This window comes from Tolypothrix campylonemoides VB511288_2, assembly GCF_045999855.1.
Lineage (GTDB): Bacteria > Cyanobacteriota > Cyanobacteriia > Cyanobacteriales > Nostocaceae > Scytonema > Scytonema bouteillei_A.
This window is the reverse complement of the sequence record NZ_JBFPMW010000001.1, coordinates 224,452-240,436: the sequence shown is the minus strand read 5'-3', so window position 1 is coordinate 240,436 and position 15,985 is coordinate 224,452. Positions and strand designations below refer to the sequence as shown.

At 39.6% G+C, this 15,985-nt stretch carries 10 protein-coding genes and 1 pseudogene; 9 read left to right on the top strand and 2 right to left on the bottom strand.

Annotation, left to right across the window (positions count from 1 at the left end; all coding sequences use genetic code 11):
* The first annotated feature begins 107 nt into the window (after positions 1-107).
* The 4 genes and pseudogenes from AB0756_RS01020 to AB0756_RS01005 all read left to right on the top strand — a co-directional run bounded on the left by AB0756_RS01020 (position 108) and on the right by AB0756_RS01005 (position 2,092).
* Positions 108-464: a hypothetical protein gene (locus tag AB0756_RS01020; protein WP_038073157.1), complete on the top strand. Its 357-nt coding sequence runs from the start codon at positions 108-110 to the stop codon at positions 462-464.
* 9 nt (positions 465-473) lie between these two features.
* Positions 474-1,391, top strand: a complete 918-nt coding sequence (locus AB0756_RS01015; RefSeq protein WP_038073154.1) for an RpnC/YadD family protein — start codon at positions 474-476, stop codon at positions 1,389-1,391.
* Positions 1,392-1,417: 26 nt separating this feature from the next.
* Positions 1,418-1,817, top strand: a pseudogene (locus AB0756_RS01010) (transposase); the annotation flags it as partial.
* Between the two features lie 38 nt (positions 1,818-1,855).
* Positions 1,856-2,092 carry a hypothetical protein gene (locus tag AB0756_RS01005; protein WP_038073152.1) on the top strand — a complete coding sequence of 79 codons (237 nt, stop codon included), beginning with the start codon at positions 1,856-1,858 and terminating at the stop codon, positions 2,090-2,092.
* Positions 2,093-2,448: 356 nt separating this feature from the next.
* On the opposite strand, the gene AB0756_RS01000 is transcribed toward AB0756_RS01005, so the two are convergent.
* Positions 2,449-3,039 carry a Uma2 family endonuclease gene (locus AB0756_RS01000; protein ID WP_038073150.1) on the bottom strand — a complete coding sequence of 197 codons (591 nt, stop codon included), beginning with the start codon at positions 3,037-3,039 and terminating at the stop codon, positions 2,449-2,451.
* A 419-nt stretch (positions 3,040-3,458) separates the two neighbouring features.
* Positions 3,459-4,115 carry a DUF938 domain-containing protein gene (locus AB0756_RS00995; RefSeq protein ID WP_038073148.1) on the bottom strand — a complete coding sequence of 219 codons (657 nt, stop codon included), beginning with the start codon at positions 4,113-4,115 and terminating at the stop codon, positions 3,459-3,461.
* A 362-nt stretch (positions 4,116-4,477) separates the two neighbouring features.
* On the opposite strand from AB0756_RS00995, the gene dpdE reads away from it, so the two are divergent.
* The 5 genes from dpdE (at position 4,478) to AB0756_RS00970 (ending at position 15,847) form a co-directional block, all read left to right on the top strand.
* Positions 4,478-7,801, top strand: coding sequence for a protein DpdE (gene dpdE, locus AB0756_RS00990; protein ID WP_038073146.1), 3,324 nt, complete (start codon positions 4,478-4,480; stop codon positions 7,799-7,801).
* Positions 7,798-10,329, top strand: a complete 2,532-nt coding sequence (dpdF, locus tag AB0756_RS00985) for a protein DpdF (RefSeq protein ID WP_050045516.1) — start codon at positions 7,798-7,800, stop codon at positions 10,327-10,329. Before dpdE ends, dpdF begins: the two co-directional genes overlap by 4 nt.
* Entirely contained in the window at positions 10,326-11,210 is an 885-nt protein-coding gene (dpdG, locus tag AB0756_RS00980) for a protein DpdG (RefSeq protein WP_167844837.1), read from the top strand. Before dpdF ends, dpdG begins: the two co-directional genes overlap by 4 nt.
* Entirely contained in the window at positions 11,200-14,343 is a 3,144-nt protein-coding gene (dpdH, locus tag AB0756_RS00975) for a protein DpdH (protein ID WP_038073141.1), read from the top strand. The genes dpdG and dpdH overlap by 11 nt, the downstream gene beginning before the upstream one ends.
* Before the next feature lie 109 nt (positions 14,344-14,452).
* On the top strand, positions 14,453-15,847 hold the full coding sequence (locus AB0756_RS00970; protein WP_167844839.1) for a ribonuclease D: 1,395 nt from the start codon (positions 14,453-14,455) through the stop codon (positions 15,845-15,847).
* The last annotated feature ends 138 nt before the right edge of the window (positions 15,848-15,985 follow it).

The window sequence follows — 15,985 nt, the reverse complement described above, 5'->3', positions numbered from 1 at the left end:
TATGTTTGTTACCCTCTACTCTAAAGACTTTCTGATTCTAATAGTAGCGATTCCTGCTTTTAGAAAAATCCCCTGAAAGTCTTTACTATGTTGGGGACAATTCAGCAATGAGTAAATCTACCCCAAATCTTATTATTTTAGGTTTTTTGGGTGATGCTGTCTACTGTTTGAATACCGCTAGGCTGTGCGAGGAGCAGGGCGAATCAATTTGCCTCTACACAAACAAAGTCCCTCCCTTGTTCGCCAGTCCCGGTGGTCGCGGGAAACCCGCCGGAGCGGGCTGGACTCACCACCTGCGTGGACTTCATACAATACTCGTTCCGGTGGCTCCACCTGGGAATGCACATCTAGAGTCTCCGCCTCCCGCGATCGATATGCTATGCAAGACAGGCGAACGCATTTCCGTTCAAAGTTCCGAATTATTACTTATAATCACTGAGATAAATGATGGAAATAATACGTAAAATATTCTCATGCCGCAACCTGCTGATATCAGCACCAAGAAACTGATAAGCCTTGCATCGGACAACTGGGTCAAATGGGTGACTCAACTCCCCAACGTTGAAGTCAAAGAGATGATTAACTCAGAGTTTCAATGGATTAGCCGTGAAAATGATGTTTTAATCCGCGTTCAAAACCCTGAATACGGAGAATTTCTCGTGCTTAATGAGTTACAATTGCGCTACAAAACAAATCTGCCCAAACGAATGCGGGCTTATGCAGCGTTAGCCGAAGAAAAATACGATCTTCCTACATATCCGGTACTTATTAACATTCTTAAAGAAGGTGATCTGACAATTCCCACAAGCTTTCAATCCAACTTTGCAGGTTTACAAGCACGACAAGATTATCGGGTAATTAATCTTTGGGAGGTGGATGTTGAAATCGTGTTTCAACAATCCTTGGCGTCGTTATTGCCATTTGTACCCATTCTCAAAGGTGGTGCAGAACAATCTACCATACAAAAAGCTTTGCAAATTCTGCGTACTGACGAACAGTTAAGTCAGTTAGAAACGGTTTTAGCGTTTTTTGCTAGCTTTGTATTAGATACTGCTTTAGTACAACAAATCATGAGGTGGGATATGGCAGTTTTGAGAGAGTCTCCTTGGTATCAGGAAATATTAAAAGAGGGAGAAGCACGCGGTGAAGCACGCGGCGAAGCACGCGGTGAAGCACGCGGTGAAGCACGCGGTGAAGCACGCGGTGAAGCACGAGGACGGCGAGAGGAGAGGTTATCAAGCATTGAAATGCTTTTAGAAATGAAATTTGGCACACAAGCATTACAGTTAATGCCAGAAATTTCTCAAATTACCGATCTAGAGCAGTTGAAGACCATTCAGCAAGCTATAAAAACTGTCAATAACCCAGATGAATTGCGCCAATTGTTCTGAAGCTTTACAAAAATTGGTAGCCATAAGCTTTGCGAATTCTGCGTACTGACGAACAGTTACGTCAGTTAAAGACGGTTTTAGCGTTTTTTGCTAGTTTTTGTATTAGATACTGCTTCAGTACAACAAATCATGAGGTGGGATATGGTAGTTTTGAGAGAGTCTCCTTGGTATCAGGAAATATTAAAAGAGGGAGAAGCACGCGGCGAAGCACGTGGCGAAGCACGCGGTGAAGCACGCGGTGAAGAACGAGGACGGCGAGAGGAGAGGTTATCAAGCATTGAAATGCTTCTGGAAATGAAATTTGGTACACAAGCATTACAGTTAATGCCAGAAATTTCTCAAATTACCAATCTAGAGCAGTTAAAAACCATTCAGCAAGCTATAAAAACTGTCAATAACCCAGAGGAATTGCGCCAGTTGTTCTAAGCTTTTACAGAAATAGGGAGCCATTTAAATGATGTGAGTTGTTCCACCTCCAATACGACTCGGATAAGCAGACATTAGAACCCCGGTTTTTTGAAGCAACCGGGGCTGTGACACAACAAAGCGATCGCATTTCCGGTAAAACTTTCGATTTCTTACGTGCGATTCCTAAGATAATTGATTATAGCGGTTTTCACTTGAGTGAAGTACAGATTTATCCGCGTTGGTCTGCTACAGGCTGCGGTTTCATAACTTTTTTATGTATTGCTCCCAATTGAAAACTGCGATAAATTAATGCACAATTTTCATGCCTGCCGCAATTACTGATATTATCACCAAGAAACTGATAGCTTTGCAAACCGCGATCGCACGTGAATGCAGTTACTCATTCAAGTCTGAACGAATGTTCAAGGTTGTTGGAAATTAGCTCGCAGAGTGTGTAGAATTTCTTGAGATAATCGTGGTAATTTCTACTATAATCTTGGATGATTTAGACCCGGTTCCGACGGCTTTATAATTCTTTATATTTTACTCTTTTCTTCTCTTTTTTCGCGTTTTGCGAAGACAGCGCTACTACGAACAGAATAAAGATACTTTATACATAATAGTGTTTTTTTCTTTCCCACTACTTACCTCACTCTTCTTCACTAACTTCAAAGTTAACCCGTGCGTAAATATCTTTAAAGCTTATTTGGAAATCTACAGAATTTAAGACTAAAACTGCCTCTTCCCCTTCATATTCTTTAAAAGTCCATTCTCCTTCTGTTTTTTTGAAATATTGTTCGATAGAAAAACTATACTGGTCAATTAATATATATTCTTGAAAAGCGGGAATTGAACGATAGTATTTAAATTTATCTGTTTTGTCAAAGGCTTGAGTCGATTTGGATAAGACTTCAACAATTAACATTGGATTAGTAATAGCTGTTTTGTTATTTCCTTCATACACGGGTTCTTCTTTAACAACCATGACATCAGGATAAGTATAGAGCCGATAACGATGTATCCAGAGTTTTACGTCTACCATATATACCTCATAATCTTTCTCTTGTAGTGTCAAGGGAAACTTTCTACAAAAATTGAGTGCAATTTTATTATGGTTAGTTGTTCCTCCTGGCATTGGAATAATTTCTCCATCTATATATTCACTTCTAAATTCTGCTTGCTCTTCTAATTCCAGATATTCCTGTGGCGTGTAATAGCGTTTTTCTACTTGTAAGACCATAATTTACCTCAATAAGCTAATAAGTTTATAACTTGTACAGCCTTAGTAAATTGACTTTTTGTGGGGTAGGTGTGCTCACCCGCCCTGCTATGCATTCTTCAATATGTACTATTTATATAGTACTGTATTGAGAAAACGGATTCTTTTTCAACCGCAGAGCACTCTGAGAGGATATCTGAAAAGTGTTAGGCAATAGACATAGGCGTGAAAAAGATGTAAGGGCGCAATGCCTTGCGCCCCTACTAAAGCTTTTGGGTAACGCATAATTAATCTCTGGAGATGTCTAATATAATTCGCTACTATACAAACAAAATTTACGGTGGCTGGTAAAGCCGAAAAATCAAGGTTTTCAAAGCCACGCAGGTGGGTTTCGCCTGTATAGACGCGATTACAAACATCGCCAAAACCCGATTCCGATTCTAAATGCGTTGAAAAATCACGGAAAGATTATTAGCTGGCATTTGGTAAGTTTTTACTAAAGTCAGATTTTGTGTCCTCGCTGTATCTACAACATCGTTGAGGTCCCGCACGCCCCATTCTGAATTTTGCGCTCGCAATGACTCGTCAAAAGCTATATTACTTGAGGCTGTATGTTTTCCATCGACTTTAAATGGTCCGTACATATATAAGATGCCTCGAGGTGGTAGGATGCGATTGGCACCTGCCATAAGTCCCAAGCAAGCAGACCACGGTGCAATGTGTACCATATTTATATTAACTATGGATGTTATTGGTGTGTCATTTAAGTCATCAAAATGAGACCATCTTGGTGATGCGTCTTTTTCTACTGACCAAACTGGCGCACAAACATCAATCTCAATAGGTGGATAAAGATTTTCGCACCGAAAGTTTGCAGACCATGCAGCAATACTGGCGCGTAATTGCGGATTGGGTTCGGAGGGTAACCATTTACGGGGCTTTAGGCGTGGAGCAAAAAAGACGGCGTGTTCTCCCGTACCGCTTGCTACTTCCAAAATAGTACCGTTCGCTGGCAGTACGTTCACAAGAACTTCCAAAATAGGTTCGCGGTTACGCTGCGTTGCAGGTGCGTATTTTCGAGCCTCGTCATTTGTCATTTGTCTTTGTTTCTAATTTTCCTATCGTTGACTTAGTTTTTGGTTGACACTGTAAAAAATAATAATCATAATATGGGAATGCGGCTTAAATCTTGCCATAATATTATTAAAACAAAGCACGTCTGCCATAGGTTTTAAAGCATAGCATCGGATTCTTACAGTCATCCAAAAGAATTTGCGAGTGCCAAGTATTAGGCATCGGGTATGAAAAACTGAAGCAGAAGCAAAACGGGTTTGTCAGTATATAATGTTTACTTTAATGACCAAAAAAGGATGAAGGATAAAGGATGAAGGCTGAAAAATCAGTTGATAGACCTACGACTTACTTCATACCTCATACTTCATTTGAATAACTGAAAACTATGATTAAGCTTGGTTCACTGGTACAGTCCCGCAACAATGATTTGGGGATAGGAAAAGTTACTGAAATATTATCTAACGCCGATGCAAATGTTGAGTATTTCTGCTCGGTAGGACAGCGAATCGAAAAAACTTTACACTTAAGTTCGTTGTGTGCAGTTAAGTTACAGCCTCAAACTCGGTGTTATACGATGTCGTCCACCCTGGAGTCTTGGGTAATTGGCAGAATCTCCGCTTGGGATGAAGAGAGCGAACATTATCAAATTGACTTACCAGATAAGAAAACTATCTTTGCGACTGAAGAGGAAATTTATGTCCGTTGCAATCGCTTAAGGGCAAATCCTATCGAAATTTTGGCTATAAAGGGTCATGAAACACCCTATTTCCACGATAGAAGATTGGCTTTTTACAAATGCTTGATTCAGCAACGTGCTGTAAGTCGCGGGATGACCGGACTGTTGAGCGCAAATATTGAGCTTTATCCCCATCAAGTGGAAGTGGTTCGACGGGTACTGGAAGACCCGGTTCAACGATACCTGCTAGCGGATGAGGTGGGTTTGGGAAAAACGATTGAGGCTGGAGCTATTCTTCGTCAATACCTGTTGGATGAGTCTTCTGGAGATGCTGCAGTCATAGCTCCGCAGTATTTAGTAGAACAATGGCGTACTGAGTTGGAAAAGTTTTACATTTCCCACTTTCCCAACAGGGTGAAAGTAGTCGCTGTTGAGGATGTGAGTCAATTGAGTCCAAATGCTAAGTTGGGTTTCCTCATTTTAGATGAAGCTCACAACATTGCTGCTATGGCAAAGTCTTCCGACTCTTTGCAACGCAAGTGTTTTGAACGTTGCAAAATCCTGGCTCATAAAAGCGATCGCTTGCTATTACTTTCTGCGACTCCTGTTGTCAATCGCGAACAAGATTTCCTCGCAATGCTTCACTTGCTCGATCCAACAGCTTATCAACTTGACGATCTAGATGGTTTTTGCGATCGCGTTCAAAAACGCCAAGATATTGGTAGAGTGCTGCTGTCTTTTAAAGAAGGCGCTAACCCCTTTGTTCTTAAAACCAATCTCAAACAACTCCGCAACCTGTTTGCTGAAGATAAGTATTTATTGAATCTGGTAGACAAATTGGAGAATTGTTTGGAAGCAAACGATACTGAGCGAGATAAGATAGTTCGAGCGATTCGCACTCACATCAGCGATACTTACAGGCTCCACCGTCGCATGCTTCGCAACCGTCGCGCCTCGGTAGAAGATGTGATTTTTGACCGCAATATTACGCCTAAGGTAGAGTATGACTTAGATGAGCGATCGCTTGAAATCCACGAACTCATTGATGAATGGCGTAGTGTCGCCCCTCATGAGGAGCAGTATCAAAAGATTTTTCTGCTGTTCTTCCTAGCATCTGGGACTTGGTTGGGCATTTTAGAACAGGTCATTGCTGCGCGTTTAAGCAGTAAAACTCATGCTAAACTCATCCAGGAGTTTGGTGAAGAGAATGTTCGCATTTTGACTGCAACTCCCAAATTTTCAGGGGAAGAAGCGATTTTAGAGTCTTTACTCAAAATTATTCGTCAACCTGTAGAAGATGGACAACGCACGGAAACTTTGAAAACAGTGCTGTTGAATCAGCTAGCTGCGTACTTTAAACTTCCAGCCTCAGTTCGGAGAAATAAAGGTGAATTACTCACAAGGATACAGCAGAGAATTCGCCGACCAATTTCTGAAGATGTCCTTCCGAAATTTGTTATTTTTACCAGTTTTGTGCAAAGCTGCACTGAAATTGTGCGATCTTTGTCAGATACCTTTGGAGTAGAGACAGTCGCCAGCCATCAGTTTGGGGAATCAAGAGAAAAGATTGAGAAAAATATAAATAGGTTCAAGACTAACCCAAACTGTTTTATTTTGGTATGCGATCGCTCGGGAGAAGAAGGACGCAATCTCCAGTTTGCTGATTGGTTAATTCACTACGACCTCCCTTGGTCGCCCAATCAATTAGAGCAAAGAATTGGTAGAATCGACCGTATTGGTAGCAAAATAGGCGTTCAATCCTGTGCGTTGCTCGGTCCCTATTTAGAAGATAGCCCCCACAATGCTTGGTATCAGGTCTTGAAAGAGGGATTTGAGATTTTCCAGCAATCAATTGCGAGCTTACAGTTTTATGTAGATGAAAAAATGGCAGAATTGGAAACAGTTTTGTTTCAATCGGGTTCGGCTGGATTGTTGGAAATAACCAAACAAATTCAAGAACAAATAAAGAACGAGATCGTAAAAATTAGCGAACAAAATGCTTTAGATGAAATTGATGCAAGCGATGAAGGCGCTACTCAGTATTTTCAAGAGCTAGATAATTATGATGCAAAGCATTCAGAAATAAAACGAGCTATTGAATCTTGGATGTGCGATGCGTTGGGATTTAAGCCAATCAATGATTCCAATTCATTAGAAGTGCGGCGCTATCAACCCACAACTCGCACGTTGGTTCCCGTGGATGATTTGAAAACTCGCTTTGCTAAGAGTTATCTAGACCAATTTGGCACTTATAACCGCAGGGTAGCCAATCAAAATCCAGGAATTAAACTCTTTCGTTTGGGAGAGGGATTGATAAACTCCCTCTTAAGTTATGTAGACTGGGATGACCGAGGTCAAGCTTTTGCCATGTGGCGTGCGGATGCATCTTGGGATGCAGCTCTTGGGATGGAATGGTTTGGGTTTCGATGCAATTACGTAGTGGAAGCCAACTTAAAAACTGCCAAACAAATTTTAAAAGAGAATGAGTTAGGGGCTTCTAAGTACAAAATTTTGCAGCGACGTGTTGATGCTTTATTTCCGCCAATTATCGAAACTATATTTATTGATGGTCGCCACCAGCCAATGAGTTTGGTTGAAGATGAAAAGCTTTTAAATATACTGCGGCGTCCGTATAACAATAAAAGCTATCCATACCGAGATTACAATTTAGCAAAGGAAGACGTAGAAATTATTGAAGATTTTGTTGATGCAAGTCAATGGCAAAAGTTTTGCTATCTAGCACACAAGACATCTTCGGAATTACTCGCCCGTCGTCCCGATTTTATCGACTTGTGCAAACGGTACGCTCTGGTTGCGGAGAAAAAGTTAGGTTCTCGAGAAGAACAGCTGCGCCTGCGTCTGAATAGACAAAGTAGCGATCGCTTGTTAGGTGAAGAATTGGAGATAGAAAAAGCTCTAAATGCAGCCATTTTAGAGGGAATTCGCCAACCTCTGGTGAGACTTGATTCTGTCGGTTTCATCATTGTATCCGGGCGAGCTCCCGTCACCTCTGAGTGGAAAAATAAGCTATGACTGATTCCTTCCCAGAACTTGGAGAAATTCTACAAACAGGTAATATCCCCACAGATACGAGCCGTTTTTTAGAACCCTGTCAGCGACGTTTACTTGATGCGCTGCGTGACTCACCAAAACCAGCAGATATCGCCTCACTTGTGCGCCATGTGCTGCGACGGGAAGATGAACGACTTCGCGTCACATCTCAAACTCTGCTCAAAGTCCCTCGGAGAAACTATTTTCCCAACCGGAATCTTTGGCAGCAAGCTGGTATAACTGTTCTGGGAGAGGAAAAAGACTATTACTGGATTAGTGCTAATTCTTGGCAACCGGAATGGCTCGATTTTAGCACCGAATATCCTCCAGATGCGCCACTGTGTGAAGAAGCAATCCGGCGTAACTATGAACCAGTCAGAGGCGATCCGTTTTTAGATCTCGTGCAATTAGATGCTTACCGCAGTCTCGGACAACGAGAAGCGATTCACGCGATTTTAACGGCTCCTCCCAAATCAACTTTGGTAGTAAATTTACCTACAGGTGCAGGAAAAAGCCTTTGCGCTCAACTTCCTGCACTTTTAGAATCTCAAACTGCGGGTGTCAGCGTTGTCGTTGTACCGACAACAGCACTTGCAATTGACCAAGAAAGGGCATTAAGACCGTTAATCAGACATGATACGGCATATTACAGCGATAAATCCTTAGAAGCACAGCGTAAGAGACAAGAAATACGCCAGCGAATTCGTCTTGGAACACAACGCATCATCTTCACTTCTCCAGAAAGTCTCATAGAATCCCTAGCATCATCTCTTTATGAAGCTGCAAATTTAGGTTTTTTAAGATATCTGATCGTTGATGAAGCGCACATGATTGAACAGTGGGGCGATGATTTTCGCCCTGCATTTCAAGAAATTCCTGGCTTGCGAAGAGATTTACTGCGTCTGACTCCCTTTACCACATTATTGCTAACTGCAACTTTAACAGCATCTTGCGTGGATACTTTAGGAAGCTTATTTAGAGATCCAGGAGAATTTCAAGTTATATCCGCCGTACAGTTACGCCCGGAACCTGCGTACTGGTTCGCTTATTGCCAAACTGAAGAAATTAGAACGCAACGACTGATTGAAGCAGTTTTTCACCTTCCACGTCCACTTATTATCTATACAACAAAAGTGGCTGATGTCAAAGCTTGGGCGAGGGAATTATCTCGTGCTGGATTCAAAAGATACGCAGTCATGACGGGTGAATCGACTCCAGAAGAGAGATTGCAACTCATTCAAGATTGGCGAGAAAGAAAAGTTGACATAGTTGTTGCAACTTCCGCTTTTGGATTGGGTGTAGACCAATCAGATGTCCGGGGAGTGATTCATGCTTGTATTCCCGAAAATATTGACCGTTTTTACCAAGAAGTGGGGCGAGGGGGTAGAGACGGTAAAGCATCGATATCACTGACATTACATACCCGCGATGATGTAGAAGTTGCTAAAGCCCTGAATGAAAAATCAACAATTAGCATTGAGAGAGGTATGGAACGATGGCAAAGTATGTTCTATAGAAAAACAAAAGTACCTGAAAAAGGGTTTCGCGTACCGATAAACATACCTCCTTCTTTGCGCGAGAAAGATATAGATATGAACAGCCCGCAAAATACTGCTTGGAATATTCACACTCTCACATTAATGAGTCGAGCAGGTTTAATAGAGATGGACTCAGAAGAACCTCCCAATTTCAAAAACTTTGAATCAGATACAGCATATCATGAAGCAGTAGAGAAACATAGAAATTGTCGGATAATTCGCATCTTGGATGAATGTCATCTCAACCGAGATATTTGGGAAGAGAAAATAGAACCACTCCGTCAAGAACGTCAAAGATGGAGTTATAAAAACTTGCAATTAATGAGAGAAGCTTTACGAGCAAAGCGCTGTTTATCAGAAATCTTTGCTGAGGCTTACACAATTACGAAAAGCCCAACATCGAGCGTGAAAAATTCGGTGGTTGTGTCTCGTGCTTGTGGTGGATGTCCTGTTTGTCGAAAAGAAGGAGTGACACCTTTTTCGGGAATTATGCCTTCTTCAAGACCAGTATGGCACGAACCTAAATTATTTTTAAGTGCAGAGGTTGAACGCCTATTTGCTGGGGAGCATTTAATGCTTATTTTTTATGATTCCCTGGAACAGTTAAATAAGATGCGAAGGGGTAGCAAATTATTTCAATGGTTTATAGAGCAAGGTATAAAAAATATTGTCATTTCTCAAGAGCATCAACATTTTATCAAAGATATTAATAGAATTAGCAAAACTTTAGTTTTTTTATTTGAAAGTTACGAGCCGATTCGCATGGCTCGCATTCCCACTCTCATTTTTCATCCTCCAGGAGAACCCTTAAATTATCGATATTTATCAAATAATCATACATCTCGCGTACAGCGTATTATTCTCCTTCCCATGAATGCACCAGATCCAAATAGAGAAGACCGACTGCTTATAAATATTTTCTCAGAAAAGCAATTTAAATTTGAAACTTTTTGTACGGAGATTAGTATATGAGTGTTTTAAAAACATCTTTAGCCAACCCTAGTAGAATCAGAGGCATATTTAGATACTTGCTTCATACTAAGGGACAAAGAGAAAAGAAAGAAGTCCTAGAACGACTACTTTCTCCAGATAAATTAGTCGAGGATAAAAGTACTCCACGCCCTATGTTTAATGCTGCTTTAAGAGAAAGTGTTAAGTGTGGTCTATTGGTCAAAGAGGATGAGGAAATTTGCATTAACCCAGATTTACCAGAAGAGGCTCGAAATCCTCAATTTGGAGACCAATTATTACCAAATACTCTATCTCATCTATTTTTTGCTTCTAATAACGAAGATGAAGAAGATTTTGGTCGAGTTTGCGCTTGGTATTTAGCACAAGATATTTATGATGCACCTGGCACAGAAAAAGAGGTAGAACTGCGTGTTAGCGAGCAAAAAGTTGGCGATTTTTTGAGAATGACAAGCGATCGCCTCTTCGTGCAAATGGATGATTGGATGCGCTATCTGGGTTTTGCTTGGGGTCATGCTTTGAAAGGAAAAACAGTAACAGTTCCCGATCCTACTGTTTACCTTAAGCGTAACATTAAGAATTTATTTAATGAACATCAAGAAATTTTATTGAAAGATTTCATTATTAGCTTAGCGAAAAAATGCCCTCTTTTTGAAACAGGTAAGTTTCGCGAACAAGTTGAAGAAAAGATCGGTCAACGTCAACCTAATTATCTTTCTACAAGTACAGCTTTTGCCTTGTTTAGACTTCAAGATGAGGGATACATAAAACTGGAAAAAAATTCAGATGCAAACTTGATAGTTTTACCAAAAATAAATAACCAAGTCGATTGGGATGGGCAAATTTCTCATATTCTTTTAGGCTCTAAAATGTATGACCTTTAAAAACTTTGTTTGTTGGAAGCTTAACATGGTTCGTAAGGTGATGGAAGTGGAAGCAACTCAACCTCCCAATCATCTATTTTTGGCGACACATCATCCAATAGCTATGTATCGCCAGGACTTAATTAAAGCCTCATCGTTGATGAAATATGATGAAGAGAAATTTCTCAGGGATTTTCTCGCTGAAAGAGATTTTGCCTTTGTACCTGTTTTAGGTGAGACAGGAACAGGTAAATCGCATCTAATTCGTTGGTTAGCTGCTAATATTAAGTCTACAAATCAACGTCAAGTTTTGCTAATACCTAGAATTGGTACTAATCTTAAAGATATCATCGAAAAAATTATTAATATTTCGGGTATTGAGACAGAAAAGCTTAATGAATATCGTCAACGACTAAATCAATCAAGTAAGACATTAACAGAGGCTCAAGCTCGCGAACATCTTTTGAATAATTTAGCTATTCAAGTAGGAGCAAACGGAAATCCTTCGGATGCTAATCTTTCTAATCAAGAACTTCAAGATTATCTTATACAAGAATTACCTGCTCTCCTCTACGATCATTTTTTCCGACAACATTTGTTAAAAGACGGAGGGATTATACATCGGTTGGTTACTCATACGCTTGGGTATCAAGATAAGATTGAAGATATTAACGAGCGGCGTGAATTTTCCATTGGAGATTTACCTCTCAATATTTTGGATATTCAAAAAGCAGGAAAAAAGGCACGAGATTTTTATTCTTTATTAATAAATAATGAAGAAATCCAAAAAGAAACTGTCAATTGGATAAACATTCATTTAAATGAAGCCATTACTCAATTTTTGAATTTAGGTCGAGAAGACTTACTAATGTTAATGCGCGAAATTCGAGAAAATTTGGCAGAGAAAAAGATTGAATTAGTTCTGTTGATAGAAGATTTTGCCAAGTTACAGGGTATTGATAGAGCAGTCTTAGAAGCAGTTCTCGCACGAAGTCAACAATTAGACAGCAAACCCTTATGCGCTATCCGTACTGCATTGGCTTGTACTACAGGTTATTTTAAAAATTTGATTGATACAGTTCAACAACGTGTTACCTTTAGCGTCAATCTTAATATCGATATAGACAAGGAAGAATCTTTAATTACTCAAACAGATATTCAAATATTTGTTGCTAGATATCTCAATACTGTTCGTTTAGAAGAAAAAGTCATTGAAAACTGGGCAAATTCTGAAAATAGGGATGAGCTAATCAGTGCTTGTAGCGAGTGCGAACACCGCCAAGCTTGCCATCAAGGATTTGGGAATGTGAATGAAATGGGTTTTTATCCGTTCACACCAAAAGCATTAGAGCAGATGTTTACAAGAGTCAATCCTGGTGAGTTTAATCCGCGAATTCTAATTCGTGATGTTCTAAAATACACTTTAGAAAATTCGGCTGATGATATTAAAAGTGGAAATTTCCCTTCCATAGGACTGGGGCAACATTTTGGCAAAATGAGACTCAGTACTCTTTATAAAGATGATATTAGCCGCATGGACTCTGCAAATGCCGAACGCCGTCAGATATTTTTAGACTTGTGGGATGATAGCAATGAACTTTGTAATTTGTCGCCTGAAGTTCATACAGCTTTTAATTTACCACTACTTGACGTTAAGAATAAGCCTACAGAAATCCAGCTAATAAAACGACAAACACAAATTAATCGGATATCACCAAGTACTGAAGATACTACAGAAAATTATGTAGTACAACCTAAAGAGCTTGTCATTATTCAAGAAAATCAAATTTCAAATAAGCTAGCAGAAGATATTAAGCTTCTAGATAATTGGAATAATCAAGATATTCTGCCTCAAGATGTAGGAAAACTAATTCGTGAATTTCTTTATCCAGCAATAATTGAAAGAATTGAATGGGATACGGAGATGTTAATTCAGGGAAGTTTTGCTAGATCGCCTAAATCACAAGAAGACGATCGGAATGACAGAACTAACAAAATTTTTAAGCAAAAAAATATTATTTTTTACAGCCCCAAAGTCACCAGAGAGACGATTTCCGGGGTGAAGTTATCCCTTCCCCTCAACCCAAATAACGAGAAGGAGTTTAGAGAAACTGCGATCGCTTTCCAAGGTATTTTGCTATACAGCCACTACAAAAATTGGAAATTCTCCAACGGCGATCGCTATTTCCGCACCTACGCCAAATATCTAGAGCGCTGGAGTCAATACCTTGTAGAACAAATTCGCCTTTACCCCCGCGAATCAGGAGAACCGTGGAATCCCGTACCAGCAGCAGTGGAGTTACTTGCGATCGCAGCGACAATGGGAGGACATCCCACCCATACACTCGAAAATCTGATTAACTCTTTATTTCTGGATTTAAATAAAAACGAAGATGTCAATCGAGCACCAAGTTGGAAAAAGCTATATGATTCCTTGTCTAACCAGAAAAACCGAGAAGCACTATTAGAAATCGTTAAAAGCAGAATTGCTTGTACCAAAGGTAGTAATTCCACATTCCAGATTATTGATGCCGTACAAATTATAGAACCTTTGGAACAAGTTCGTAAATCTTGGCAACCTCAACATCAAATTCCTGAAGATGTTCGTGAAAAATTCTCAGAATTGCATAAATTACGTCAACAAGTAGACGAACTATTAGAACTCGCCATCAAAGAAGAATGCGATCGCCAACTCGCTATGTATCATTCCCTAGTATCCGAGCTAGGAGAAGATATCAAGAAAAAAGAAGTCATTAATATTGTAATCCAGGCAATGGAAGCCGCAAGAGGAGCCGCTGTATTTCGTGGAAGAAAGAGTTTTGACGACCTCAATCAAGTTTTAAAACAGTTTGATGGTACAAAATTGACTAATTACTTAGATACAATGAAGCGAGTCCAAACCGAAAAAGAAAACTCAGAGCCAACTAATAAACTGCTTCAGTATTTGAGCAAAAATTATCAAAGAGACATGACAATTGCTGATGAATTTCTCAAAAGCACGAGTCATTTTCTTGACGCTTCTCTCCAAGAAGCACGCAAACAGATTGAAACACTTCAAAAATCAGGTAGTGGAACAATTGTTGAATCAAGTCACCAAGCAATTCAAGACGGGTTAGAGGAATTGCACAGCCTGCTAACGGAAATTAAAGAGTAAACTGTAGCAATTTTACGCCTCTACAGAACTCCAATCCGTCAGCGTTCGTTAGCATTTATCGGCGGTTCTTAAACTTTTTAATATACTATACGATCTAGCCAATAAAACAATGTTTTACCTAACTCAAGCTTCAGACATTCAAGCAATCATCCCCGAACTTACTTCACATCCAATACTTTGGTTAGATACAGAAGTTGCGGATTATGACACCCCCTCACCCAAACTATCTCTCATTCAAGTTTTAGCAGAAGCAAACGATTTAACTGGCGACAGCGTTTACATATTAGACGTACTAAACAAACCTGATATTACAAAGTATTTTATCACTCAAATCATGGCAAATGACAAAATTGAAAAAGTTTTCCACAACGCTGTCTTTGACCTCAAATATTTAGGAAGCACTCAGGCGGAGAATATCACTTGTACATACAAGATAGCAAGAAGTATATCACGCGATCGCTTGGGAACATCAAATCTACAACTTAAAACATTAGCCAAAGAACTTTGCCATTTTACCAATGTAGATGCAGAGGAAGGAAGAAGTGACTGGGGGAGAAGACCCCTCAGCCCAAAACAGTTAGAATACGCCAAGATGGACACCGTCTATCTAGCACAAGTGTATTTTTGTTTAAATCAGTGGTTAAAATCCAACGGACAGTTAACTTTAGAGTATGATAATCCAGATAAATTTCCTCGAAACCCTAGTTTGTCTGAAGTGTATGGTGAGGGTAGCGATCGTTTAAATTTGCCTGTGGAACCTGAAAAATTTCTCAATCAAATTCCCGAAACCACATCCAAATCCTTAAAAGAAAAATGCCAGGAACTGATAGATTTATCTCAACAAAAAACTGAATTAACAAAATATGCAGCACAAATTGACGGCTTTACAGGAAGACAAGCAAAAATCACCAATACTGTGCGGGAAATTTTACCTCTAATTATTGCTCTCAGAGCTTTTAGACAAAAAGGAAACATTCATATTGACTTGAATCAAAAAGTAGATAACTTATTAACCATAATTACCTCTATTAAAGAAAATTTCCAGACAAATCCCGAATGGATTCTGAACAGCAATACTTTTAAAAGTACGGATTTTCTTTCTAAAATAGAAAATCTTAAAAATACACTGAAGCAAAATCTGTCTCAAGCTTGGAAAAATTACTTAGCTCAACAGCTACGAAGCAGAAATAAAGAAGTTTTAAAAATATTTGCTGAAATAGAGTCACTTAAACCAACGATTCAGAGGATTGACACATTAGATAGACAAATCCAAGAAATTGAATTTCCCAAAAACAGCGAAGAATTTGACAGAGTAGATAAAATAATCGAGCAATTGAACCAATCCTTAGACAGTCTAAGTTCTGATAAAATACCACAAAACGTACAAAATTTTCTCAAAGCAGCCGCTCATCAAGGAGCTACTCTCGATCTTCTGACTCCAGAAGTTAAAGAGTGGTTAATCGAGCATAGATTGGCTCAATCTTTACGAATACGCTTGACTTAATATACAAATCCTCATAAAAGCTAAGAATTCTTTAATTTGCACAGTCTGCGCCAATCAAGCTCTTGTGGAACAGGCGTTCCCACCCGTTATCGAAGTGCATTCTTATCAGCCCAACAGCTGATGAATGCAAAGAGAGTT

Coding starts and splice junctions, on each gene's coding strand:
- AB0756_RS00970 (WP_167844839.1), top strand. CDS start 14,453: ATGTTTTACCTAACTCAAGCTTCAGACATTCAAGCAATCATCCCCGAA.
- dpdF (WP_050045516.1), top strand. CDS start 7,798: ATGACTGATTCCTTCCCAGAACTTGGAGAAATTCTACAAACAGGTAAT.
- dpdG (WP_167844837.1), top strand. CDS start 10,326: ATGAGTGTTTTAAAAACATCTTTAGCCAACCCTAGTAGAATCAGAGGC.
- AB0756_RS01015 (WP_038073154.1), top strand. CDS start 474: ATGCCGCAACCTGCTGATATCAGCACCAAGAAACTGATAAGCCTTGCA.
- dpdE (WP_038073146.1), top strand. CDS start 4,478: ATGATTAAGCTTGGTTCACTGGTACAGTCCCGCAACAATGATTTGGGG.
- AB0756_RS01000 (WP_038073150.1), bottom strand. CDS start 3,039: ATGGTCTTACAAGTAGAAAAACGCTATTACACGCCACAGGAATATCTG.
- dpdH (WP_038073141.1), top strand. CDS start 11,200: ATGACCTTTAAAAACTTTGTTTGTTGGAAGCTTAACATGGTTCGTAAG.
- AB0756_RS00995 (WP_038073148.1), bottom strand. CDS start 4,115: ATGACAAATGACGAGGCTCGAAAATACGCACCTGCAACGCAGCGTAAC.
- AB0756_RS01020 (WP_038073157.1), top strand. CDS start 108: ATGAGTAAATCTACCCCAAATCTTATTATTTTAGGTTTTTTGGGTGAT.